This is a genomic window from Brucella pseudintermedia (assembly GCF_008932435.1).
GTDB lineage: Bacteria > Pseudomonadota > Alphaproteobacteria > Rhizobiales > Rhizobiaceae > Brucella > Brucella pseudintermedia.
Map to the genome: position 1 here is coordinate 111832 of NZ_WBWE01000013.1, position 24425 is coordinate 136256.

Below are 24425 nucleotides of genomic sequence, written 5' to 3' on the forward strand. Positions count from 1 at the left end.
CCGCAGGGCAACCATTGAGTGGAGGGCATATGCTGCGGAAGTTTGGCGCTGCTGCGATCACGTTGCTTGCAGCGGCGATGGCGAATGTCCTGCCTGTACGCGCCGATGACATTCCGGGCGAGTTCGACTTTTATGTCCTCGCCCTCACCTGGTCGCCAAGCTATTGCGCATCGGAAGGCCCACGCGCCAACAAGCAGCAATGCGGCACCAACCGGCCTTTCGGTTTCGTGGTGCATGGTCTGTGGCCGCAGAACGAACGGGGTTATCCGGCGAACTGCCGGGTCGACAATAACCGAAGCGGCGGCAGCTATGTGCCGCGACGGATTATTTCCAACCTCTCGGACATCATGCCCGCTGCCGGTCTCGTCGCCTATCAATGGCGCAAGCATGGCAGTTGTTCCGGCCTTTCCCAGAATGATTATTTCGACACGCTGCGCAACGCTTTCGATCAGGTCAAGATTCCGCCAAGCCTGCGCAGTCTTGCCAGCGGGCGGCGCGTCGATCCCATGCTTGTTGAAAAAGCCTTCGTCGCTGCCAATCCCGGCATGAAGCCGGACGGTATTTCGATCAGTTGCAAGCGGAATTACCTGCAGGAAGTCCGCATCTGCATGACAAAGGACCTGCAATTCCGTTCCTGCAGCGAGGTGGACGCCAATGCCTGCCGAAGCCGCTCCGTGATGGTGCCCCCTACGCGATAGACCCTACCTACCCTGTTCAGGAAGTTACGATGACACAGATACTCTATTCACCCGCTTCACCCTATAGCGCGAAGGTTCGCATGGCTGCCCATCACGCGGGCATTCCGTTTGAAAGCGTCATCGTCAACACCTCGGCGGAACCGGAAAATCTCATCCATGCCAATCCGCTTGGAAAGATTCCAACGCTGGTGACGGATGACGGCAAAGGCATTTTCGACAGCCGGGCAATCACCCAGTATCTGGACCGGGTTTCGGGCAAAAAGCTTTTTCCGCGCAATGCCGAAAAACGCACCGATGCGGAGCGTTATGAAGCCATTGCCGACGGTCTTTGCGACGTGCTTCTGGCGCATGTCTATGAACGGCGCATGCGTCCGGAAGAGAAGGTCCACCAGCCTTGGCTCGACCTGCAATGGCGCAAGGCCGAACGCGCGCTCGACCTTCTGAATGAAGCGCCGCCGCGTCTGGCAGGCAAGCTGCATGTGGGGCATATCGCCGTTGCAGCCGCGCTCGGCTATCTGGCGCTGCGTTTTGAAGGCAAATGGGAGCGCAACCGCTCCAAGCTCAAGCGCTGGATGAAGCGTTTTCAGGAACTGCATCCGGAACTGACGGAACTTTTGCCGCACAGCTGATGGCCGAAACGAATGAAAACCCCGGATTTTCCGGGGTTTTCATTGCGGTTTACTGTTTCCCGTTGATCGCCTGCAAAATCCGGTAAGCGGCTTTTATGCGCTGATCATTCGGATAGTTTCGGTTGGCGAGCAGAACGATTCCGGTCTTTGTCGCGGGAATGAAGGCCGCATAGGCACCGAAACCATTGGTGGAGCCGGTCTTGTTGACAAGCATGTTCGGCGACGGCGCGTGCGGGGAATCGAATTTCTCGATCTTATGGGATTTCCGCGCCATGTCGGACGAATTGCCCGCCAGAAGCGTCTTGAGCGGGACCGGATAAGCATAGATTTCCCAGCCGAGCCCCTGATTGTTCGCGCCGACACGGTAGTAACCCGTATGGGTTGCGGCGACGGCTTTCTGAAAATCGGGCGCAAGCGGCGAGCTGTCGATATTCAGCGCGACGAAGCGAAGGAGATCCGGCGCCGTGGTCTTGATGCCGTAGGCCTCCGCATCCAGCGTGCCTGCCGATACCCGGATCGGCTTGTCGGCCTTGGTATAGCCGTAGGCATAGTTCTTCATCCGGCTTTCTGGCACATGGACAAACGTGTTTTTCAGGCCGAATGCGGGCAGAAGCTTCTGCTCCATCAACACGTCGAACGGCTGGCCCATGCTGCGCGCCGCGAGATAGCCAAACAGCCCGATGCTGGGGTTCGAATAACGGCGCTGCGTGCCCGCCGGATAATCCGGCTTCCACTTCTTGAAATAGGCCAGCATGGAACTGTCGTCGGTGACTGCATCGGGAAACTGCAATGGCAATCCTCCCGGCGTATAGGTTCCAAGATCGAGCATGGTGATCCTGTCGAAACTGCTGCCTGTGAGCTCAGGAGCCCATCTGGTTGCGGGATCGGACAGGGAGAAGGTGCCGGTCGCCAATCCATAGCCGCCAAGCGTCGCGGTAAAGGTCTTGCTGATCGAGCCTATCTCGAAAAGCGTATTCTCATCGACTTTCTGCCCGCCGTCCTTCGACGCCACTCCATAACCGAAGAAATGAATTTTGCCGTCGATGGTGATGGCAACGCCCATGCCGAGGATTTTTTGCTCGGCCATGAGCGGGCGTACGGTTTCATCGACAATGCGGCGCAGGTCGCTATCGCCTGCAGCAAGCGCGCGACTGTTCGGGACAATCGCAGCCGTAGCGAGGAGACCGATCAAAAGTGTCGTAGATTTTCTCATGATAGATGAATAAACCTCATGATTATGCGTTCGGCTGCGTCTTAACCAAGACATTAGCCGCACTGCGCGATCCATTATACTGAAACCCGTTTTCCAGGGGATGCAAGCCTTTCAGGCCCTGCTGATGTACGCTGCTTGCGCAGCAACGACAAACGACGTTATCTAGCATTTGGCATTAGAAAAATTTGGGTTTTCATGGTTCGTCCGCATCTCCCGCTCAATTCGCTCCGCGCCTTTGAAGCGTCGGCGCGTCACCTCAGTTTCACCAAGGCCGCGATTGAGCTTTGCGTCACGCAGGCCGCTGTCAGCCATCAGGTCAAAAGCCTCGAGACCCGCCTCAATGTGACGTTGTTCGAGCGCCTGCCGCGCGGATTGATGCTGACCAAAGAAGGAGAAGCGCTGCTTCCCACGTTGAAAGACGCATTCGACCGCATCGCGGGTACGCTTGAGCTTTTCGAGGCCGGGCACTACCGGGAGATATTGCGGGTGGGCGCGGTGGGGACGCTTGCGGTCGGCTGGCTTCTGCCGCGTCTGCACGATTTCCAGAGTCGCTATCCGTTCATCGACTTGCGCCTTTCGACCAACAATAACCGGGTGGATATCGCGGCGGAAGGACTGGATTACGCCATCCGATTCGGCAGCGGTGCATGGCACGGCATCGACGCAACCCGGTTGCTGGAAGCGCCCTTGTCGCCACTATGCATTCCGGAACTGGCGCGTGAATTGCGAACACCGGCCGATCTTGCGCGCCATACGCTGCTACGCTCCTATCGTGCCGATGAATGGGCGCAATGGTTTCTGGCGGCGGGCGTTACGGGAGACATGCCCCTGCCCCGAAGCATCATGTTCGATTCGTCGCTTGCCATGATGGAAGCTGCCATGCAGGGAGCAGGCATTGCGCTTGCGCCGCCACTGATGTTTTCCCGGCAATTGTTGTCGGAAACCATCATCCAGCCATTCGAAACGACGGTGACGATGGGCGGCTATTGGCTGACGAGGCTGCAATCGCGGACGGAAACCGAGGCGATGTCGGCCTTTCGCGGCTGGCTGATGGAAACAGCAAACAGCTGAATCCAAAAACAACGCAACAAAAAACCGGACAGTCGCCTGCCCGGTTTTCCGTGTTCAATTATCAGATAATTAGAACTTGTAGCCAACGCCGACGCGGATGTCGTGGGTGTCGAGCTTGTTACGGACCGACTCGGTGCCAAGATCATAAGTCTTGTTGCCGAACTGGGTGTAACGATATTCAACGCGGCCCAGAATGTTGTCCGTGAGCTTGGCTTCCAGACCGGCACCAGCAGTCCAACCAACGCGGAACTTGCTTTCGTCGTCGAAGCCGTTGTCGAGCTTGACCTGCTTACCAGCAACACCAGCGGTGATGTACGGCATGACCGGGTTCAGGTCGTAGCCGAGACGGCCACGCAGCGAGCCTTCGAAGCCTTCCTTGACTTCCAGGCCGTTCTTGGACTTCTTGGCCCAGGAGTAACCGGCGTCACCTTCGAGGCCGTATACGAACTGGTCCTGCTGGAAGTTCCAGCCAGCGTAGGCGCCAGCCTTCATATCGTCAGGCTTGATGCTGCCATCGGTGTTGGTCTTGGCCTTGTTCCAGCCGTAGCCGAGGTACAGACCAGTGTAACCGCCAGCCCAGCTGTACTGCGGAGCCATTTCAACCGGAGCCGGAACAGGAGGCTGTTCCTGGATGGCGTCAGCAGCGAAAGCAGTCGCAGAGAACGGCAGCAGCGCAGCCGAGGCGATTACGAGAGACTTAAGAGTGCGCATAGCATTCTCCTTACACAAATTACCTTTTGCGCGGTCCCTTATCGGGCGGGCGACATTGGGAGTAATCGTCCATGCCGCGCTGACAGGACCGACATATCGGCGGTAATTGCGGCACGAAATGCCCGCTTCTGTGGAGAGAACCTGTCGAGAACGTGGCAAAATTGCGATGTTGCATTATCGCAACGCCGACTACGGGCAACTATATGGGAGAAGGATGGTGGCTGCGTTGCTGCTCTTCACCGGCCAGATGAAACGAAGTCGCTGAAATCTCTACAAATTTGTCAGCTATGGAGGTTGCCGACGCTGTTTTTAGCTGTAATTTTCCGACCGAAGTGGCATGAAATCGATTGAAGAATCTCGATAAGGAAGTGTTTACCGTGTTGAATGATCACGAGCCCCGCCTGCTTGCCAAATGCCCGGTTCTGGTAACCGGCGGCGCGCGGCGCATTGGAAAGGCAATCGTCGAAGACCTTGCCGCCCATGGCTTCCCGGTCGCCATACACTGCAATCACTCCGTCGATGAAGGCGCAGCCCTTGCGAGCGCCATAAACGAGCGAGGCGGCATCGCCCGCGTGGTACGTGCCGATCTTTCGTCCGAAGCCGATGTGCGCAATCTCGTCAAAGATGCCTCGAGCCAGATCGGGCCGATCCGACTTTTGATCAACAATGCCTCGCTTTTTGAAGATGACCAGATCGGGCAACTGGACATGGCGCTGTGGGACAAGCATTTTGCCATTCACCTGAAAGCTCCCGTCCTGCTGGCCGAAGAAATGGCGAATGCCTTGCCCGAGGGTGAGGATGGGCTTGTGGTCAATGTGATCGACCAGCGCGTGTGGAAGCTCAATCCGAACTTCTTTTCCTATACGCTCTCGAAAACGGCGCTTTGGAATGCCACCCGCACCATGGCGCAGGCGCTTGCGCCGCGAATCCGGGTCAATGCAATCGCCCCCGGCCCCACATTGCCGAGCGAAAGGCAGAAGCCGGGTGATTTCGAACAGCAGGTCGAGAAACTTCTTTTGCAGCGCGCGCCGGAATTGTCGGAATTTGGGCGTACTGTTCGCTATTTCTGGGAAAGCCGCTCCGTCACCGGCCAGATGATCGCGCTTGATGGCGGCCAGCATCTGGCATGGGAAACCCCGGATATTGCAGGAATCACCGAATGACCGGAAACCGCAAGAACAATGAGGACGCCGTTGCCAACCTGCCGCCGGATGACGAGCAGGATGTGGCAGGTTTCATCATTGGCGATGCGGAAACCGAAGAGGAAGACGAGAGCGACGACGTAGTCGAAGCCTCTGCACCGCCCTCCGCTGCCGATTCGATCCAGTGGGATTCCTCCGATGGCCTGCCGGATATCGAGGGCCTCAGCGGGCAGGACATCATCAATGCTTTCGTGAAACGCCTGCCCAATAATCCGGGCGTCTATCGCATGTTCAACAGCGATGGTGACGTGCTCTATGTCGGCAAGGCGCGCAATCTCAAGAAGCGCGTGTCCAACTATGCGCGCGGGATCGGCCATTCCAATCGTATAACGCGAATGATCCGCGAAACGGTGACGATGGAATTCGTCGTCACCCGTACGGAAACCGAAGCCCTGCTGCTGGAAGCTAATCTCATCAAGCGATTGCGCCCGCGCTTCAACGTGCTGATGCGCGACGACAAGTCGTTTCCCTATATTCTTTTGACCGGCGACCATCGGGCGCCCGGCATCTTCAAGCATCGCGGCGCCCGGTCCCGCAAGGGAGACTATTTCGGCCCCTTCGCCTCGGCTGGCGCCGTGGGCCGCACGATCAATGCGCTTCAGCGCGCGTTCCTGCTGCGAACCTGCACGGATTCGGTTTTTGAAACACGCACCCGCCCTTGTCTTCTCTATCAGATCAAGCGCTGTTCCGGCCCGTGCACGCATGAGATCAGCGACGCGGACTATGCCGAACTTGTCAGCGAGGCCAAAGCCTTCCTTTCAGGCAAAAGCCAGTCGGTGAAAGACCATCTGGCAGCCGCAATGCAGGCCGCATCCGCCGATCTCGACTTTGAACATGCGGCGGTCTACCGCGACCGTCTGGCCGCACTTTCCCATGTTCAGTCGCATCAGGGCATCAATCCGCAGACAGTTGAAGAAGCAGACGTTTTCGCCATCCATCAGGAAGGCGGCATGACCTGCATTCAGGTCTTCTTCTTCCGTACCGGCCAGAACTGGGGCAACCGTGCCTATTTTCCGAAAGCCGACAGTTCGCTCGGACCCGCGGAGGTTCTCGGGGCCTTCCTGTCCCAATTCTACGACGACAAGCCATGCCCGCGTCTTGTTCTCTTGTCCGAGACTGTGGAGGAACAATCGCTGATCGCCGAAGCGCTGTCGACGCGCGCAGGACATAAAGTGCAGGTCAACGTGCCGCAACGCGGCGAGAAGAAGGATCTTGTCGATCACGCCCTCACCAACGCGCGCGAGGCGCTTGGACGACGGCTTGCCGAAACATCGTCGCAGGCACGCCTGTTGCAAGGCATGGCCGAGACCTTCGGCCTGTCGCAGCCGCCGCGCCGGATCGAGGTCTATGATAACTCGCATATCATGGGCACGAATGCTGTCGGCGGCATGATCGTCGCCGGGCCGGAAGGTTTTGTCAAAAACCAGTACCGCAAGTTCAACATCCGCTCGACGGACATTACGCCGGGCGACGATTTCGGCATGATGCGCGAGGTGATTGAGCGGCGCTTCTCGCGGCTGGTGAAAGAACATGGCGCGCCGGAAGAACAGACCAACGCTGAGGCGACCGATGCGTTTCCCGCATGGCCCGATGTCATCTTGATCGACGGCGGGCAAGGTCAGGTGGGCGCTGTGCGGCAGATTCTTGGCGAGCTTGGCATCAGCCATCTTGTCAATGCCATCGGCATTGCGAAGGGCGTCGACCGCGAGGCGGGACGCGAGCGCTTCTTCGTGGAAGGCAAGCAGCCCTTCACGCTGCCGCCGCGCGATCCCGTGCTCTATTTCATCCAGCGTCTGCGCGATGAGGCGCACCGCTTCGCCATCGGCACGCATCGCGCCCGGCGCAAGAAGGAAATGGTCAAGAATCCGCTCGATGAAATCGCGGGAATCGGACCATCGCGCAAGCGTGCGCTTCTGCACCATTTCGGGACCGCGAAGGCCGTGTCACGCGCCGCCGTCGAGGACCTTATGCAGATTGACGGCATTTCGGAAGCCATGGCGCGGACGATTCATGACCATTTCCGGGATCGATGACACAAACTTGTCCGGGAATCATCTACAAGCGTCATTAGAGCGCATCCTGAAAAGTGCGAAACGGTTTTCAGATAAGATGCGCGTCAAAACAAAGAATTAGAGCGTCGATCTGATCCAATCAGATCGAAACGCGCTCTAAGTCCCGGCCGAACATGTTAGCGGGAGTTGATTTTATGTCATATCCCTGTTGATGTGCGGCTGACAAACATGCGGCGGAACGAATGCAGAAGAATCATACCCTCTCCCTTCCCAATATCCTCACTTATGGCCGCATCATCGCCGTGCCTCTTGTGGTGTTGTGTTTCTTTATAGAGGGACGGCTGGAATCGAGCGATTTCGCCCGCTGGACAGCCCTCGGATTGTTTGCAGTCGCCAGCATAACCGACTTTTTCGACGGCTATCTCGCCCGCATCTGGAAGCAGACCTCGACCATTGGCCGTATGCTTGATCCGATTGCCGACAAGCTTCTCGTGTCTGCAATCCTGCTGCTGCTTGCCGCTGACGGCACGATCGCCGGATGGACGCTGTGGGCGGCGATCATCATCCTTTGCCGCGAAATCCTGGTTTCCGGCCTGCGCGAATATCTTGCCGAGCTCAAGGTCAGCGTTCCCGTTTCGCGTCTCGCCAAATGGAAGACAACCGCGCAGATGATCGCGCTTGCATTCCTGCTCGCAGGCCCTGCCGGTGACAAAATCATGCCCTATGTAACGGAAACAGGCATTGTCCTGCTTTGGGTATCGGCCCTTCTGACGCTTTATACGGGCTGGGATTATTTCAAGGCGGGCCTTAAACACGTGATGGATTGATCCGGTGACGGTAAAACTCGTCTATTTCGCCTGGGTGCGCGAGAAAATCGGCAAGGGTGAGGAGATTATCGAACTCCCCTCACCCCAAACGACTGTCGGTGACCTGATCGGCCATCTGAAGTCGCGCGGTGACGAATATGAAGCCGCCTTCGAGCATGAGCATGTCATTCGCGCTGCGATCAATCAGGAACATGCCGAACACACGGAACTGGTGAAAGACGGCGACGAGGTTGCGCTCTTTCCGCCCATGACGGGAGGATGAGATGAGCGGGCAAACTCCGTGCCCACTTTTCGTCGGCATAAGAAGCGAAGATTTCGACACGGCGGCGGAACTGGGCAAGCTTCAACAGGGGCGCACGGATATCGGCGCCATCGTCACCTTCACCGGGCTTTGCCGTGATGAAAGCGGCACGCTTTCTGCACTGGAACTGGAGCATTATCCGGGCATGGCCGAGGCGGAAATCACCCGCATCGCCCAACAGGCCATCGTGCGCTGGCCGATAACCGCGCTGACGATCATTCACCGTTACGGGCTTATAAAACCGGGCGAAAACATCGTTCTAGTGGCTGCGGCGTCGTCGCATCGTCACGCGGCTTTTGAGGCCGCCTCATTCCTGATGGATTACATGAAAACCGACGCTCCGTTCTGGAAACGGGAGCATCTGGCGGACGGTTCGGTCGGCGGATGGGTGTCGTCCAAGGAGGAAGATGAGCAGATACGCGAACGCTGGAAACTGGACTGATCTTTCGATTACAGGTTTCACAATTAATCCCGATTTTTCATTTTAATCGCGAATTAACTATTTAACCCCCTAGAATATTGGGTAATTTGGGCGACGTGTTCTTGCGCCGCCATAATTTTCACATGAAGATTTCGCTAATGTCGGCGGTATGAATCAGACACCGACAGGCAATGACGACAGACAGGTTGGGATCCGCATCAGCGCCATCTGTCTTAACAAGCAGCGCATGCGGGAACGGAAGTTTCGGGCTTTAACGATGCGAAATGGATTGGCGAAAACCCTTTCAATTGCTGCGGCACTCGCGGTCGGCATTGGCGCGCTCGGCGGCGCTGCCTTGTTCCTGACCACCTCGATGCCGACAAGCAGCCTGGCGGCGGAAAAAACCATCAGCGGCAAGGTCATGTATCGCGAGCGCATCGCGCTGCCGCCGGAAGCGAGCCTGACGGTTCAGCTTTCCGACGTCTCGCTGGCCGATGCGCCCTCCAAGGTCATTGGTGAAACGCGGATCGAATCCGTTCAGGGTTCGCCGATCCCGTTCGCCATCAATTTCGATACGGACCAGATTCAGCCCGGCCATAACTATGCCCTGCAGGCGCGCATTTCAGCGGGCGACACGCTGTGGTTCGTCAATGACGAACACTATGCCATTGATCCGAAGAACCCCGGCGAACCGGCAGAAATCAAGGTTGTCATGGTCCGCAAGAGCGGCGATGTGGGTGCCGCCATCGGCATCGAAGGCAAGGACTGGCTCGCAGAAGACATTCAGGGCGGCGGCGTGATCGACAATGCCCAGACGACCCTCACCGTCTCGACCGATGGCGCCGTCAGCGGCTCCGGCGGCTGCAACCGCTATTTCAGCAAGGCGACCGTCACCGGCGAAAACATCTCCTTTGCCGAGATCGGCTCGACCTATGTCCAGTGCCCGCCCGCCCTCATGAACCAGGAACGCAAGTTCCTCGACGTGCTCGGCAAGACCAAGTCATACAAGATCGACATGGGCAAACTCGTTCTCTTCGACGACGAAGGGAAGGAAGTGGCGAGGCTCGCGCAAAGTCTTTGAAATCTGTTTCCGCCTAACAAAAAAGCCCGGTCGAACCGGGCTTTTTCTTTATTTTTCGTTGGGATCAGCCGACGATTTCGGTGCCCGAGAACCAGTATGCGATTTCTTCCGCAGCGGTTTCCGGAGCGTCCGAACCGTGTACGGAATTTTCGCCGATCGACAGGGCGAATTCCTTGCGGATGGTGCCTTCCTCAGCGTTGGCCGGGTTGGTTGCGCCCATGATTTCGCGGTTCTTGGCGATGGCGTTTTCGCCTTCCAGGACCTGAACGACCGTCGGGCCCGACGACATGAATTCGGTCAGTTCGCCGAAGAACGGGCGATCCTTGTGAACAGCATAGAAGCCTTCAGCTTCACGCAGGCTCATCCAGACGCGCTTCGAAGCGACGACGCGCAGGCCAGCTGCTTCGAGCTTGGCGGTGATTGCGCCGGTCAGGTTGCGGCGGGTCGCATCGGGCTTGATCATGGAGAAGGTACGTTCGATTGCCATTATGACACCTTGTTCGCTGGAATTTTCAGAAAAGTGAGGCTCTATACCGTCGATAGGCCCGATTGCCAAGAGGCGAACCGATTAGCACCTTGAGACGACAGAAAATTGATTGCATAGATGATGCCCTGCCGATTCAGCTTCGTGGAAGCGGCGCAGATGGGTGTCAGGGGGGCTCGTGGAACAGCATTTTCAAATGTTCGCCTATTACAACCGATGGGCAAATGAACTGGTCTATGCCGCTGCCGCCCAGTTGAGCGACGAGGAATACAGGCTCGACCTCAGCCTGTTCTTCGGTTCCATCCACCGCACGCTCAATCACATACTGGTTGCTGATCGCATCTGGATGAAACGCTTCACCAACGAAGGCGATCACCCGAAGACGCTCGATGCAATCATTTCCGACAATTTCATCATGCTGCGCGATTTGCGGCAGGCGGAAGACGAGCGCATATGCCGCTTTGCGGATGGGCTCGACAGCCAGAAACTGAGCGGCCGCTACAGCTATACTGCGCTTAATGAAATGCGCACGATAAGCCAGCGGCTTGCCCCGTCGCTTGCCCATATGTTCAACCACCAGACGCATCATCGCGGACAGATCCATACCGCTTTCACAAGACTGGGAACGGAAGCGCCCTCGCTTGATCTCATGCTTTTCCTGCGAACGGAAGGCGGACGGCGCTTCGCCTGACTGATGTTGATACTTGCGGAAACGCTTCAAGCCGTGCAAAAGCGCTTTCATCATGCTTATCCTTGACGACATTTCCGTACGCATCGCCGGACGCCTCCTGATCGACCATGCCAGCATAACGCTGCCAGCGGGATCGAAGACGGGTTTCGTCGGACGCAACGGCACCGGCAAATCAACGCTGTTTCGCGTGATTACGGGCGATCTTGCGCCGGAAACGGGCAGCATCTCATTGCCGAAAAACACGCGTATCGGTCAGGTCGCACAGGAAGCGCCCGGCACCGACGAAGCGCTGATCGAAATCGTCATGAAGGCGGACAAGGAACGCGCGGCCCTTCTGGAAGAAGCGGCGACAGCGACCGACCCGCATCGCATCGCCGAAATTCACACGCGCCTTGCCGATATCGACGCCCATTCCGCGGAAGCGCGCGCTGGCGCCATCCTCTCTGGCCTCGGTTTCAGCGCGGAAGCGCAACGCCAGCCAGCGTCAGCTTTCTCTGGCGGCTGGCGCATGCGCGTCGCGCTCGCCGCCGTTCTCTTTGCCGAACCGGACCTGCTGCTGCTCGACGAACCGACCAACTATCTCGACCTTGAAGGCGTGCTGTGGTTGGTCGACTATGTGAAGCGCTATCCGCACACGGTCATCATCATCAGCCACGATCGCGATCTTCTGAATTCGGCCACGTCGTCGATCATGCATCTCGACCAGAAGAAGATCAGCTTCTGGCGCGGCAATTACGACCAGTTCGAGCGCCAGCGTCACGAAATGCTGGAATTGCAGCAAAAGGCCCATGCAAAGCAGGAAGCCCACCGCAAGCATATGGAATCCTTCGTGGAGCGGTTCCGCGCCAAGGCCACCAAGGCGCGGCAGGCCCAGTCGCGCCTGAAGGCACTGCAAAAGCTCAAACCCATCGAGCTTTATGTCGAAAGCCACGTGCAGCCCTTCCGTTTCCCGGATGCGGAGAAGAAAGCAGCCTCCCCGATCATCGCGCTGGACAACGCCGATGTCGGCTACGTGCCGGGCAAGCCGGTGCTGCGCAATGTGACGCTGCGCATCGACAATGATGACCGCATTGCCCTCCTCGGCTCCAACGGCAACGGCAAGTCGACGCTTGCCAAGCTGATTGCCGGTCGCCTGACGCCCGAAAAGGGCACGCTCACGGTTTCGCCCAACCTGAAGGTCGCCTTTTTCGCGCAGCACCAGTTGGATGACCTCATACCGGACGACAATGCCATCGAGCATGTGCGCAAGCTGATGCCGACCGAACCGGAGGCGAAAGTCCGCGCCCGCGTTGCGCAGATGGGCCTTTCGACCGAGAAAATGCTGACACCGGCCAAGGACCTATCCGGCGGCGAGAAAGCACGCCTCCTGATGGGGCTTGCGACCTTCCACGGTCCCAACCTGCTGATCCTCGACGAACCGACCAATCACCTCGATATAGACAGCCGCGAAGAGCTCGTGCATGCGCTCAACGCTTTCAACGGTGCAGTAATCCTGATCGCCCACGACCGCCACCTGATTGAAGCCACGATGGAACGCCTCTGGCTCGTGCGCGAAGGTGGCGTGAAGGCATTTGAAGGCGATCTCGATGAATACCGTCAGATCGTTCTGGCCGATGCCAAGGGAGAACCGGCTACCGACCGTGATGACAGTGCCAAGGTCAACAAGGCCGAGCAGCGAAAACTCGCAGCCCAGAAACGCGAGGCCATGGCGCCGCTGCAAAAAAAGATCAAGGAAACCGAAGCCTTGATCCAGAAGCTGCAGAAACAGATTCAAGTCTTCTCGTCACAACTCGAAGACCCGGCCCTTTACGAGAAGGAACCGCAAAAGGCCGTTCGCATCAACAAGGACATGAGCGATGCGCGCTCCGCCCTTGCGGATGCAGAGGACAAGTGGCTGGAACTCTCCACCGAATATGAAGAAGCGATGGCGGAGTGACGATCAAGGGTGCCGGAGCAAACATCCCTTGCGCAAAAAGTTCACGATCCCGCCAGTATGTTGGCAAACTTGACAACACAATCGTTTGTTGGCATATTTGACAACATGAAAGCGCGGAAGCTCGCCGAGTACAAAAGCGTCGAGACGGACGGAAGCATTATCCAGTTCGTTGTGTGGCAGGTTCCGACGCCGGTGCCGCCCGCGTCCCCACGGATTCAAATATCGGATGGTCTACATCCAAAACGGAGAACGTGTCGTCGGCTTCGATAATGAACGTGGAAAAGGTGACCATAAGCATCTGGACGGGAAAGAATATCCGTATCCGTTCACAACGCTGGAACAACTTATTGAAGATTTTCTACTCGAAGTGGAAAAACGGAGGCGGTCATGAGAACATTGACGATCACGACGAATCCGAATTGGAAATCGGCATTGCGGGCGGCCGGACAACGGGCCAAGGCTGGCCTGACGTCTGGTGAATATCAGGGCGAAACGCTGAATTTCGAAACGCCGGGCGCGTTCTTTTCCCACCTTACCGAACGGCGCTGGCTCTTGCTCAACGAGCTTTTGGGAAGCGGCACAGTGGGCGTGCGGGAACTTGCCCGCCGATTGAGCCGCGACGTCAAGCGTGTCCACGAAGACGCGGCAGCCTTGGTCGAATTGGGCCTGATAGAAAAAGATGAGCGCGGCGCGCTCTATTGCCCGTTTGGCAATATCCACGTTGACATGGTGATGACGCCGTCGACCAAAGTGGCGTAATCCCGAGCTATTCTGTCTGGAGATGCTTCAGGCAAGTATCAACAAGGCCACGATTGCAAGCACAACCCAGCCGATAACGCGCATGGCGACCGGCAAGGGACGAGGCAATAACCGCACCGCCAGAATCGCGAAAACGACGGTTAGAACCGGAAATCCAAAATAAAGAGCGGCATAACCGCTTTGCCCCTCGAAAGAGGAACCGAAGAGTCCCAGCCTTTCGAGCGGTATCAGTGCGAGAAGCGCGGCCAAAGCCGAAAGCAGCAACAGCAACAATCTATCGGAAATCCGGCCAAACATCGTATCAATCAGCTCTGGGGACGCAGGCGCGTGCGCATCAATGCATAAAGACCGAATGCGCCGAGGATCAGTCCGATGGTCGTATAGACCTCATCGGGCGTTTCCGCCCCGCGCCTCAACACCAGATCGGCTTTTGAAATCTGAAGCCCGTCCGTATTTCCCTGCACCAGACGAAATGCATACAGTCCTGGAATAACCGGATCGATGTCCCCGGCACTCTGGCGCAGAACGCTGCCGTCTTGCGGGCGGTCCGTATTGATGGAGCCAGTGGTCGAGGCAAAATCGAGCCCCTGCGAAAGAACAGGCATCCCGTCGCGGCTGACAGCCAGCGTCACCGCCGAACGCCGTTCGGCAGGCACATAGCCCGGCAGAGGCGTTGCATCGATGAACACGCGCACCGGCCCCTCAGCCGCCGACAGCCTGACTTCCTGTATCTTGAAGCCGCTCTGGCGGTTTTCGAGCATGGTCCAGCGGCCAATCTCGCTGCCCGTGAAATGGCGCATATACCACGGATAGCCGATAGCAAGACCAAAACCGGCGACGATCATCGAAATGAATAGCGCCCTCATTATGCCTTGCGCTCCCAGCGGCGATCCGGCGTTTGCTGCCAATAGGTCAAATCGTGGCTTCCTGCCTTGAAGCTCTTCCATTGTGCCCGGGCAATATCAAGCTGTTCCTGATCATGCCCGTCGAACATGACGACGAGGCGTTCATATGCTTCCGCCCTTTCCAGCCCAGCGCCTTCGACGAGAAAACGCACAGTCGCACCGTTCGGATTGGCTTCACTGGTGGTGAGCAGGACCGGCTGGTGTTCCGGATGAGGCTCCTTGTCGGTGCCATGCGCTACGAAAGAAGTGTCGGAAAAGGTCCAGAGCAGGCCGTCCAGCGCGTCGCGTCTTTCCTCGCTGACGGTCTGGATCGTCACACGCCAGCCGCGCCCGAGCGAGCGCTCGACCAAGCCGGGCAAAGCCTCATCGAGCGTCGATTCCGTCAAATGGTAGAAGAGGATTTCCGCCATGCATTACCCGTTTCGCGAGACGGGCGGAGAAATTGATTCCGCTTCTCCACCCATCCCTTTGTTCAGGAAAAGATTTTAGCTTTCAAAATGATCCCGGACAAGGCGGTCCAGCAGGCGAACGCCATAGCCCGAAGCCCAGGTCTGGCTATATTCGTTTGCGGGCGAGCCCATGGCCGTTCCGGCAACGTCGAGATGCGCCCAAGGGGTCTCACCGACAAAGCGCTTGAGGAACTGTGCCGCGGTGATGGAACCGCCATAACGGCCAGCGCTGTTCTTCATATCAGCGAATTTTGAATCGATCATCTTGTCGTATTCAGTGCCGAGCGGCAGGCGCCACAGCTTTTCACCCGTTGCCTGACCCGCATCGTAAAGCTGGTCCGCAAGCTCATCGTCATTGGAGAACAGTCCGGCGTGATACTGGCCGAGCGCGACCATGACCGCACCCGTAAGCGTAGCCAGATTGATGATGAAGCGGGGCTTGAAACGATCATTCGTATAGTGCAGCGCATCGGCGAGGACGAGACGGCCTTCGGCATCGGTGTTTATGACTTCAATTGTCTGCCCGGACATGGAGGTAACGATGTCGCCCGGACGCTGGGCATTGCCATCCGGCATGTTTTCCACAAGGCCGATAACGCCGATGGCATTGACCTTTGCCTTGCGCCCGGCCAGCGCGCGCATCAGCCCGGTGACGGCTGCCGCGCCGCCCATGTCGCCCTTCATGTCTTCCATGCCAGCGGCAGGCTTGATGGAGATGCCGCCCGTATCAAACACCACGCCCTTGCCGACGAAGGCAACCGGCTTTTCCTTGCTCTTGGCGCCCTGCCATTCCATGACGACCAATCGCGGCGGGCGGACAGAACCCTGCGCCACGCCTAGAAGTGCGCCCATGCCGAGCTTCTTCATTTCCTTCTCGCCCAGCACCTCGACCTTCACGCCGAGCTTCTCGAGCTTTTCAGCTTCCTGTGCAAACTCGACAGGGCCGAGGATATTCGCAGGCTCATTCACGAGATTGCGCGCCTGGATAACGCCGTCCGCCACCGCTTCGGCAACTTCAAAGGCCCGCTTTGCCGTATGCGGATCCGCGACGCAGATGCTGATCTTGGCCGCGTGTTTGGGATCACCATTTTCCTCATCGTTCTTGCGCGTCTTGTAGCGCTCGAACTTGTAGGAGCGCAGAATCATGCCCAATGCCAGATCGGCGGCTTCGTCCCCGGCGATGGTGGTTTCAGGCAATGCGAGCGTCACGGTTGCGCGTTCCGCCTTGCCGATTCGTGCAAATGCAGCGCCGCCGATCTTCAGCCAGTCGTCGTTGCCAAGCTTGCCGGGCTCGCCGACGCCCACCAGCACAATCTTGTCGACACCGCTGGAAGTCGTCTCAATTGCTTCAGCCGTCTTGCCCAAAGCTCCTGTAAATCCTGAAATCTCGACAATGCGCCTGATCTTTTCCGCACCGCCCGCAGCCGCAGCCGCCTCATCGGCAAAGCCGCCGCCCTTGGCGACGAGGACGATGGACACGCCTTTTTCCGGTGCTGCAAAATCGCTGAAAGAGATCGAAGGACGTTTAGACATGACAACTCCAGACTTGGTGCCGATTGAGGAATGACACGATTGTGCCGCGACTTTTCCCCACTCATGTGAGACGAATATGGCGAAACAGCAAGAGTGGAACCGAGATTGTTCCAGTTTTAGCCTGAGGAAAGCCGTGCAAGACACACTTGCAAGCCAGTCTTATCCGCTCCATGCAAAAACTGGTTGCCTTGAGCCGGTTCATCGCTCATTAACGGGGCCCAATAACAGGAACACGGGAGCTGGCATCTTCGTGAAGGTTTTAGTAATCTGTTAACCGCGTTTATTGGGTCAATCTTAGCCAAGCGTCATTAAGTTTAGTCATTGTCACGAGTGCCGCAGCCTCTTTCGGATGCGCGCTCCTTCAACGGAACCGGGATGTAGACTCCACCTATGCGATTGATTGAGTTGTACATCCTGCGCCGGGTGGCGATCATGTTCCTCGCAGTGCTGGGCGCTGCGGTCGGGATCACCTGGACCGTGCAGGTGCTCCAGCGCATCGACTTTCTGACCACAAGCGGCCAGACCTTCCAGACGATCGTTCAGTTCAGTTCGCTGTTGATTCCCTCGGCCATCCCGCTCGTGATGCCGTTTGCGCTGATCATCGCCATCACGCAGACCCTGTCCACCATGAACCAGGATTCCGAGCTGGTCGTCATCAATGCGTCCGGCGCACCGCGCAGCGCGGTTATGCGCCCGATCCTGATTCTCGCTGCCGTCATTTCCGTCGTCTCGTTTTTGGTCGCCAATTACGTCGATCCCTATGCGCGCATGAACATGCGCGCCATGATTGCCAATGCGAGCGCCGACCTCATGAATGTCATCGTTCAGGAAGGCAATTTCCGCAAGCTTGCCGACAATCTCTACATTCAGGTCGCGGAACGACGCGCCGATGGCAGCATCGGCGGGCTTTTCATCGCCGATTCCCGCGATCCGTCACTTGACCTCATCTATTATGCCGCCGATGGCGCGATCGCTTCGACGCCGACCGGCGACATGCTTTTAATGCAGAATGGCGAAGTGCAGCGCCGCGATGTGTCGGATGGCACGGTTTCGATCATCAAGTTCAATTCCTATGCGTTCGACCTTAGCCAGTTTGCCTCGGCGGGCGATGATTTCGTCATCTATGCGAAGGACCGCCCGCTTTCCTATTTGCTGAACCCGGACCCGAACGATCCGATCCTCCAGACGCGTCCGCTGCGCTATAAGGCCGAATTGCACCGGCGACTGACGCAATGGCTCTATCCTGTTGTCTTTGCGATGATTGCGCTGGCCTTTGCAGGCGATTCCCGCTCGCATCGCGAGGCCCGTGTATCCGCGTCCTTTTCAGCGATCAGCACCGCCCTTCTCGTCTATTGGGCGGGCTATTTCGCCTCAGACCGAGCCGACAAGGATGCAGGATATATCGCCGTCATGTATCTCGTCCCGCTTGCGGTCATCCTTGTGACGGGCTTCGCGCTCGCCACCGGGCGGCGGATCGGCCTGCCGGACAAATGGAACGACCGCATACTCGACAGTTTCGACAGTTTGAGACGCCGGGGCTCGGCCCTCTATGCCCGCCTCACCGGACGTTTGCGCAATAATGCCGGAGGAAAGGCATGATCGGCTGGACGCTCGGGCGCTATTTCTTCATCCGCTACGTGCAGATCACACTCTATTTTCTGCTCGGCATTTTTGCATTGGCATTGCTGCTCGATTTTACCGAGAATGCCAGCAAGCTTTCCAATCTGCCGGAATATTCGGTATGGGCGGCGCTCGGCCTTTCCGCCATGCGCGTACCCTTCATCATGCAGGAGATGATCCCGTTCGTTGCCCTGTTCTCGGCAATGGCGACGCTCATTTCACTCAACAGAAAATACGAGTTGGTGATCGCCCGTTCCGTCGGCGTGTCGGCCTGGCAGTTTCTTCTGCCCGCCTGTTTCGGCGCCTTCCTGTTCGGCCTGGCGACCATCTTCATTCTCAATCCGTTCGCCGCCTACGGCTTCGCCAAGGCCGATGAAATCGCATCGACATGGAAGACCGGCAAGGTAACTGATGTTTCCGCGCTGCGCGATCCGTGGCTGCGCCAGAAGACCGATGCAGGCGAAACCATTATCGGCGCAAAAAGCATTCTGAATCAGGGCGCGACGCTCGCCGACGCGACATTCATTCAGTTTGATGAAAAGAAGAATATCAAGGAACGCTACGACGCGCGCAGAGCTCAACTTGAGGACGGCCACTGGGAGCTTACCGACGTGACGCGATTCGCGCGCGGCGAAGAGCCTCAGAAAATGGCGAGCTTCCAGATCGAGACGCAGCTGCGTCCGGAATATGTGGAAGAGAAGCTCGCGACTCCGGACACGATTCCCTTCACACAGTTGCGCCACAAGATCGAAGTCGCGCGTTCCTTCGGCTACTCCGCAAACGCATTTGACATGCAATACCAGTCACTTCTGGCTTTGCCGGCATTGCTGATGGCAATGACTCTCATTGCTGCAACAGTGTCGTTGAAATTTGTGCGATTTGGTCAGTCAGGAGCTATGATTCTGGGTGGCGTTATCGCAGGCTTCATGCTTTATGTCGTTTCGGTGCTGGTGAAGGCATTCGGGAATGCGGGATTCGTTCCGCCATTCGTGGCCGCCTGGGTTCCGGTTATTATTGCGACATTCTTTGGTGTCTCCTTTTTGTTGCATAAGGAGGATGGTTAGTGGGTTTGAGTAACGCCCGCATGGTATTGCCCCATTCACTCTCGCGCCTCGCGCACGGGACTGCCTTGGCGTGCGTCCTTGCTTTACCTTTTGTATCTGTTGCAGCCCTGCCCTCACCCGCATTGGCACAGGACGCTATTGGCGCCAATTACCAAAGCGATCCAAATGCGCGCATGCTCCTGCAAGCCGACGAGCTCGTCTATGATCGCGATGTGAACACCGTCACCGCTCAGGGCAAGGTGCGCATCGAATATGACGGCAATCATCTTGTCGCCGACAAGGTAACCTACAACCAGCAGACGCGGCGCATGACCGCGACGGGCAATGTTGAAATCGTCGAGCGCGATGGCAACAAGATCTACTCCGACCATATGGATGTCACCGACAGTTTCCGCGACGGCTTCGTAAACGGCCTGCGCGTCGAGACCACGGATAACACGCGTTTCGCTGCTGAAAGCGCTGAACGCAGCAATGGCGAGATCACGACGTTCAATAACGGCGTCTATACGGCCTGCGAACCTTGCGCGAAAAATCCGGACAAGCCTGTTCTCTGGCAGATCAAGGCCCGCAAGATCATCTGGAACAGCACGACCAAGACAGTCCGCTTCGAACAAGGCCGCTTTGAATTCTTCGGCATGCCGCTTGCCTGGTTCCCGGCATTCGAAATGGCCGACCCCACCGTGAAGCGCAAGAGCGGTTTCCTGTTTCCGGGCTTCTCCTACAAGGACGATCTCGGCATCGGCATCAAGAATTCATATTTCTGGGCACTCGCCCCGAATTACGACCTGACGCTGTCCACGACCGGCTATACCAAGCAGGGCTTCCTCACCGAAGCGGAATGGCGCCATCGTCTTGAAAACGGCACCTACAATCTTCGCATTGCCGGCATTCACCAGATGAAGCCGGAAAAATTCGATGCGGCTTCTGTAGACCGTTACGAAGACAATCGCGGCATGGTCGCCTCGAAAGGTGATTTCGAACTCAATTCGCGCTGGCGTTTTGGCTGGGATGTGATGGCACAGACCGACCGCAACTTCAGCCGCACCTACAGCCTTGATGGTTATGGCGCGGAGACCCAAGTTTCGAAAATATATCTTACGGGCATTAACAACCGTAATTATTTCGACCTGAACTTCTATCGCTTCAATGTGCAGGAATCCCTTCTCGCGGATAATCCGAACGAAATGCATTCGAAACAGCCTTGGGTTTTCCCAAGCCTCGATTATTCCTACACATTGCCGGAGCCGGTCTACGGCGGCGAGTTGAATTTCAACACCAATCTGCAGGTTCTCTATCGTCAGAATGCGAACTATGCTGGAAAGTTTATTAACGTTCTGGAAAATGGTCGTTGGGTTCAGCAACCTAATCCATATCCCCGCGTTCCGGGATTTGACGGCACCAATGCGCGCCTGACCACCGAAGCGGAATGGAAGCGCACATTCATCACGCCTGCCGGTCTGGTCATCACACCGTTGCTGGCGCTGCGCGGCGATGCGATTGGGAACAGCACGAACTTCAATCTGGCAGATGCTGGCTATACGGATGCGGTCGTGCGTTCGGAAGCGTTGCGCGCCATGGCGACCGCCGGACTTGAACTGCGCTGGCCAATCCTGTTCTCGAGCACCAGCTCTACTCATATCCTCGAGCCGATTGCGCAGCTTTATATCCGCAATAACGAGCGCTATGCGGGCGAGTTGCCGAATGAAGACGCCCAGAGCTTCGTCTTCGACGCGACTAATTTGTTCTCGCGCGACAAGTTCTCCGGTTATGACCGTGTTGAAGGCGGCACCCGCGCCAATCTCGGCCTGCGCTATTCGGGCAACTTCAACAATAGCGATTGGGCCCTTTATGCCCTCGGCGGCCAGTCGTTCCAGTTAGGCGGCGTGAACTCGTTTGGCACGACTGATTTCCTGAATGTCGGTGCAGATTCCGGCCTTCAGAATGCACGGTCCGATTACGTGGCCATGATCGGCACGTCCAACTCGACGGGTCTTGCCCTCGCTGCTCGCGGACGCTTCGACAAGGACAGCTTCTCGGTTCGTCGCGGCGAACTTGAAGCCCAGCAGAGCTGGCAGAAACTGACGGTTTCGGCACAATATGCCTATATCGCGCCTCAGCCTGCTTACGGATATAATGATCTCCGTCAGGAAGTCACGGGTTCGGCCACAGCACGCATCAATACGAACTGGCGCGTCTTCGGCTCCGGTACCTATGATCTGGTTTCCGAAACGCTGGTCCGCGCATCGTCGGGCCTTGCCTATGACGACGAGTGCTTCACCTACTCCATGGCTTATGTCCAAACCCGCAATCCGGGCGACGACAAGCCATCGCATAGCGTCGGATTCAACATTTCGCTGCGCACATTGGGTGATATAGGCAGCGGTAACCAGACATTCTAAACTTGGAAGACCGGAAGCGTTGGAAATGCTTCCGGTCTTTCCATTTCATTCGACAAAGAAATTTGTGCTTCCGAGCTTAAACCGGCTTCCTTTTTGCAGTATTCAGAGCGATGCAAGCTTCGCAAAATAACTTTTGGGTCATTGTTTCGCCGCACTAGCTCATCTATACAGGCAGCTTATGATCAGCCGCTGATATGGTTTTTTGCTCGGCTGGATAGCGACAATGACCATGATGAGATATGTCCGGTAAGGATTGTCGTTCGTCCACCGGAAGGAATCGGGAAAGAAAGATGATGATTGCAAGACCTCTCTTCGCCTCCATGCTGGGCGCCGCAGTCTGTCTGACGACGTTTGGGACGGTTGCAGTTCCGGCCTTCGCAGCCGGCGCAGGGTCTGAGGTCAAGGTCATCGTTTCCGGTAATGCCATTACCAATAGCGATATTCAGCATCGCATGGCCTTTCTGAAATTGCAGCGCAAGGGCGGCAATCTCGCCCAAGTCGCCAAGCAAGAGCTGACCGACGAAATGTTGAAGCGCATCGAAATGAAATCGCGCGGCATCAACATTTCAGATCAGCAAGTTGACGAAGCCTATGCTGGTTTTGCCACACGCAACAAGATGAGCCTGGCGCAACTCAACCAGTTGATGAATCAGTCGGGCGTTACGCCGGATCATTTCAAGAAGTACATCATGGTGCAAATGGGCTGGGGCCGCCTTGTCAGCGCCCGGTTCCGTGCCACCGGCATGATCAGCGAACAGGAAGCCGTTCAGCGCATGTTGAAGGATGGCGGCAAGAAGCCTGTGGCGACCGAATATCGCCTCCAGCAGGTCATTTTCGTGGTGCCGGCATCGAAGCGCTCCCCCGCCCTTCTCGGCAAGCGCAAGCAGGAAGCAAACGCGCTCCGCTCGCGCTTCCAGAACTGCGATGCGACTCGTCAGCAAGCCAAAGGCATTCTTGACGTGACCGTTCGCGATCTTGGCCGCATCATCGAACAGCAATTGCCGAACGAATGGTCGAAAGCAGTCAAATCCACTTCGGTCGGTGGCACCACGCCGCCACAGGAAACCGAAAAGGGTGTTGAATTCCTGGCTGTCTGCTCAACCCGGCAGGTCTCCGACGATCGCGTTGCCCAATTGGTTTTCTCCATGGAGGGGGCGGATTCCGCTTCCGGACAGGAAAAGAAGGCCGAACAGCTCAGTGAGAAATATCTGGCGGAACTGCGCGAGAAGGCGAAAATCATTAATCGCTAACGATCAGGGCGCGCTTCGATCTGATTGAGCAGATCCGCGCTTTTGCTGTTTGGTTTGGTCGCGACTTTTTCCGAAAGCCGGTTCCTGCTTTTCGGAATGCGCACCGGACGGTTTCATCCGCATTCATTGGTGTATTGACGCGATGTCCGCTGCTCCTCTTCCCCCTCTCGCCATGAGCATTGGCGACCCGTCCGGCATAGGTCCGGATGTTGCGCTTGCGGCGTGGCTGCGGCGCGACGAGCTTTCGTTGCCGCCTTTCGCCTTGCTGGCAGATCCGCTGCAACTGGCCGCACGTGCGCGACATCTTGGGCTCGAAGTCGAGATTGAGGTCATCCCCGTCATTTCTGCCGCAACCAACGTTTTTGCATATGCATTGCCGGTGCTTCCGCTCAACAACAAGCTGACGGACAGTGTGGGCAAGCCTTTGCCGGAAAACGCTGCGGGCATTATCGAAGCTATTGAGCGGGCGGTTGAATTCACGCTGAAAGGTGAAGCTTCAGCGGTCGTCACCTGCCCGATTTCCAAAAAGCCGCTTTATGAAGCGGGGTTCCAGCATCCCGGCCATACGGAATTTCTGGCGGAACTTGCAAGCAAACATACGGACAAGCCGGTAACGCCAGTCATGATGCTGGCAGGTCCGCAGCTTCGCGCTGTTCCAGTCACCATTCATATTCCGCTTTCCGAAGTTCCCGTCCGACTGAACACGGCGGATATCATCGAAATTTCTCGGATTACCGCCGCCGAACTGAAACTGCGCTTCGGCATTCATTCCCCGCGACTGGCCATATCCGGGCTCAACCCGCATGCTGGCGAAGGCGGAGCCATGGGCAAGGAGGATGACGCCATCATCCTGCCTGCAATCGAGGCACTGTGTGCGGAAGGCATCGATGCATGCGGCCCCTTACCTGCCGATACCATGTTTCATGCACCTGCCCGCGCAACTTATGATGCCGCAATCTGCATGTATCACGATCAGGCGCTCATTCCTGCCAAAGCGCTGGCCTTTGACGAAACGGTGAATGTAACACTGGGCCTCCCTTTCATTCGCACATCACCCGATCACGGCACCGCTTTCGATATTGCGGGCAAGGGCATCGCCCGTCCGGACAGCCTCGTGGCTGCGGTTCGCCTGGCGCGGCAACTGGCAGAAAACGCGGCGAACGGTTGAC

General features: G+C 57.2%; 25 protein-coding genes. 18 read left to right on the plus strand and 7 right to left on the minus strand.

All coding sequences use genetic code 11. The features are described 5' to 3' along the window. Positions 1-29: 29 nt before the first annotated feature. Together F9K78_RS17305 and F9K78_RS17310 are read left to right on the plus strand one after the other, a co-directional pair. Positions 30-698, plus strand: a complete 669-nt coding sequence (locus F9K78_RS17305) for a ribonuclease T2 family protein (protein WP_121982737.1) — start codon at positions 30-32, stop codon at positions 696-698. A gap of 29 nt (positions 699-727) precedes the next feature. After that, the gene (locus tag F9K78_RS17310; protein WP_121982738.1) at positions 728-1327 is read left to right on the plus strand and encodes a glutathione S-transferase; all 600 of its coding nucleotides are present in this window, start codon (positions 728-730) and stop codon (positions 1325-1327) included. Positions 1328-1376: 49 nt separating this feature from the next. Here the strand turns inward: F9K78_RS17310 and blaOCH are convergent, their stop codons facing one another. Beyond that, positions 1377-2540 (minus strand): OCH family extended-spectrum class C beta-lactamase, encoded by a 1164-nt coding sequence (gene blaOCH / locus F9K78_RS17315; protein WP_151682480.1) that lies wholly within the window; start codon positions 2538-2540, stop codon positions 1377-1379. Between the two features lie 195 nt (positions 2541-2735). On the opposite strand from blaOCH, the gene F9K78_RS17320 reads away from it, so the two are divergent. After that, positions 2736-3611 (plus strand): LysR family transcriptional regulator, encoded by an 876-nt coding sequence (locus tag F9K78_RS17320; protein ID WP_122066843.1) that lies wholly within the window; start codon positions 2736-2738, stop codon positions 3609-3611. A 69-nt stretch (positions 3612-3680) separates the two neighbouring features. Here F9K78_RS17320 and omp25 read toward each other — a convergent pair whose 3' ends face one another. After that, positions 3681-4322 carry an outer membrane protein Omp25 gene (gene omp25, locus F9K78_RS17325; RefSeq protein ID WP_121982741.1) on the minus strand — a complete coding sequence of 214 codons (642 nt, stop codon included), beginning with the start codon at positions 4320-4322 and terminating at the stop codon, positions 3681-3683. A gap of 347 nt (positions 4323-4669) precedes the next feature. On the opposite strand from omp25, the gene F9K78_RS17330 reads away from it, so the two are divergent. From F9K78_RS17330 to F9K78_RS17355, 6 genes are all read left to right on the plus strand, one after another. After that, entirely contained in the window at positions 4670-5485 is an 816-nt protein-coding gene (locus F9K78_RS17330; RefSeq protein WP_121982742.1) for an SDR family oxidoreductase, read from the plus strand. Then, complete coding sequence (uvrC, locus tag F9K78_RS17335) at positions 5482-7557, plus strand: excinuclease ABC subunit UvrC (RefSeq protein ID WP_151682481.1); 2076 nt, start codon at positions 5482-5484, stop codon at positions 7555-7557. The genes F9K78_RS17330 and uvrC overlap by 4 nt, the downstream gene beginning before the upstream one ends. 221 nt (positions 7558-7778) lie before the next feature. Beyond that, positions 7779-8363 carry a CDP-diacylglycerol--glycerol-3-phosphate 3-phosphatidyltransferase gene (gene pgsA / locus F9K78_RS17340; protein ID WP_006466426.1) on the plus strand — a complete coding sequence of 195 codons (585 nt, stop codon included), beginning with the start codon at positions 7779-7781 and terminating at the stop codon, positions 8361-8363. A gap of 4 nt (positions 8364-8367) precedes the next feature. Continuing rightward, positions 8368-8625 carry a molybdopterin converting factor subunit 1 gene (moaD, locus tag F9K78_RS17345; RefSeq protein WP_121982744.1) on the plus strand — a complete coding sequence of 86 codons (258 nt, stop codon included), beginning with the start codon at positions 8368-8370 and terminating at the stop codon, positions 8623-8625. 1 nt (position 8626) lies between these two features. Beyond that, positions 8627-9106 (plus strand): molybdenum cofactor biosynthesis protein MoaE, encoded by a 480-nt coding sequence (locus F9K78_RS17350; protein ID WP_121982745.1) that lies wholly within the window; start codon positions 8627-8629, stop codon positions 9104-9106. A 256-nt stretch (positions 9107-9362) separates the two neighbouring features. Then, positions 9363-10166: a YbaY family lipoprotein gene (locus F9K78_RS17355; protein WP_121982774.1), complete on the plus strand. Its 804-nt coding sequence runs from the start codon at positions 9363-9365 to the stop codon at positions 10164-10166. 64 nt (positions 10167-10230) lie between these two features. Here the strand turns inward: F9K78_RS17355 and ndk are convergent, their stop codons facing one another. Beyond that, positions 10231-10653 (minus strand): nucleoside-diphosphate kinase, encoded by a 423-nt coding sequence (gene ndk / locus F9K78_RS17360; protein ID WP_121982746.1) that lies wholly within the window; start codon positions 10651-10653, stop codon positions 10231-10233. A gap of 175 nt (positions 10654-10828) precedes the next feature. Here ndk and F9K78_RS17365 point away from each other — a divergent pair, with 175 nt between their 5' ends. The 4 genes from F9K78_RS17365 to F9K78_RS17380 all read left to right on the plus strand — a co-directional run bounded on the left by F9K78_RS17365 (position 10829) and on the right by F9K78_RS17380 (position 14036). Further along, positions 10829-11341, plus strand: a complete 513-nt coding sequence (locus F9K78_RS17365; RefSeq protein WP_121982747.1) for a DinB family protein — start codon at positions 10829-10831, stop codon at positions 11339-11341. Positions 11342-11393: 52 nt separating this feature from the next. Then, positions 11394-13277, plus strand: a complete 1884-nt coding sequence (locus tag F9K78_RS17370) for an ABC-F family ATP-binding cassette domain-containing protein (protein WP_151682482.1) — start codon at positions 11394-11396, stop codon at positions 13275-13277. A gap of 226 nt (positions 13278-13503) precedes the next feature. Then, entirely contained in the window at positions 13504-13668 is a 165-nt protein-coding gene (locus F9K78_RS22140) for a toxin-antitoxin system TumE family protein (RefSeq protein ID WP_235925467.1), read from the plus strand. Beyond that, positions 13665-14036, plus strand: a complete 372-nt coding sequence (locus tag F9K78_RS17380) for an HVO_A0114 family putative DNA-binding protein (RefSeq protein WP_151682483.1) — start codon at positions 13665-13667, stop codon at positions 14034-14036. The genes F9K78_RS22140 and F9K78_RS17380 overlap by 4 nt, the downstream gene beginning before the upstream one ends. A 27-nt stretch (positions 14037-14063) precedes the next feature. On the opposite strand, the gene F9K78_RS17385 is transcribed toward F9K78_RS17380, so the two are convergent. The 4 genes from F9K78_RS17385 to F9K78_RS17400 form a co-directional block, all read right to left on the minus strand. Next, complete coding sequence (locus tag F9K78_RS17385; RefSeq protein WP_235925468.1) at positions 14064-14309, minus strand: hypothetical protein; 246 nt, start codon at positions 14307-14309, stop codon at positions 14064-14066. Positions 14310-14341: 32 nt separating this feature from the next. Further along, the gene (bspB, locus tag F9K78_RS17390; RefSeq protein WP_151682485.1) at positions 14342-14902 is read right to left on the minus strand and encodes a type IV secretion system effector BspB; all 561 of its coding nucleotides are present in this window, start codon (positions 14900-14902) and stop codon (positions 14342-14344) included. Continuing rightward, entirely contained in the window at positions 14902-15351 is a 450-nt protein-coding gene (locus tag F9K78_RS17395) for a DNA polymerase III subunit chi (protein WP_121982750.1), read from the minus strand. The genes bspB and F9K78_RS17395 overlap by 1 nt, the downstream gene beginning before the upstream one ends. Positions 15352-15426: 75 nt before the next feature. Next, entirely contained in the window at positions 15427-16923 is a 1497-nt protein-coding gene (locus F9K78_RS17400; protein WP_151682486.1) for a leucyl aminopeptidase, read from the minus strand. A 390-nt stretch (positions 16924-17313) separates the two neighbouring features. Between F9K78_RS17400 and lptF the strand changes: the two genes are divergently transcribed. The 5 genes from lptF to pdxA all read left to right on the plus strand — a co-directional run bounded on the left by lptF (position 17314) and on the right by pdxA (position 24424). Then, the gene (gene lptF, locus F9K78_RS17405) at positions 17314-18522 is read left to right on the plus strand and encodes an LPS export ABC transporter permease LptF (RefSeq protein WP_151682487.1); all 1209 of its coding nucleotides are present in this window, start codon (positions 17314-17316) and stop codon (positions 18520-18522) included. Beyond that, on the plus strand, positions 18519-19607 hold the full coding sequence (lptG, locus tag F9K78_RS17410) for an LPS export ABC transporter permease LptG (protein ID WP_151682488.1): 1089 nt from the start codon (positions 18519-18521) through the stop codon (positions 19605-19607). Before lptF ends, lptG begins: the two co-directional genes overlap by 4 nt. 20 nt (positions 19608-19627) lie before the next feature. Beyond that, positions 19628-22006, plus strand: coding sequence for an LPS-assembly protein LptD (locus F9K78_RS17415; RefSeq protein ID WP_151682526.1), 2379 nt, complete (start codon positions 19628-19630; stop codon positions 22004-22006). 290 nt (positions 22007-22296) lie between these two features. Further along, positions 22297-23256 (plus strand): peptidylprolyl isomerase, encoded by a 960-nt coding sequence (locus tag F9K78_RS17420; RefSeq protein ID WP_151682489.1) that lies wholly within the window; start codon positions 22297-22299, stop codon positions 23254-23256. A gap of 142 nt (positions 23257-23398) precedes the next feature. After that, a complete protein-coding gene (pdxA, locus tag F9K78_RS17425) occupies positions 23399-24424 on the plus strand; it encodes a 4-hydroxythreonine-4-phosphate dehydrogenase PdxA (RefSeq protein ID WP_151682490.1) in 1026 nt (341 codons plus the stop codon). The last annotated feature ends 1 nt before the right edge of the window (position 24425 follow it).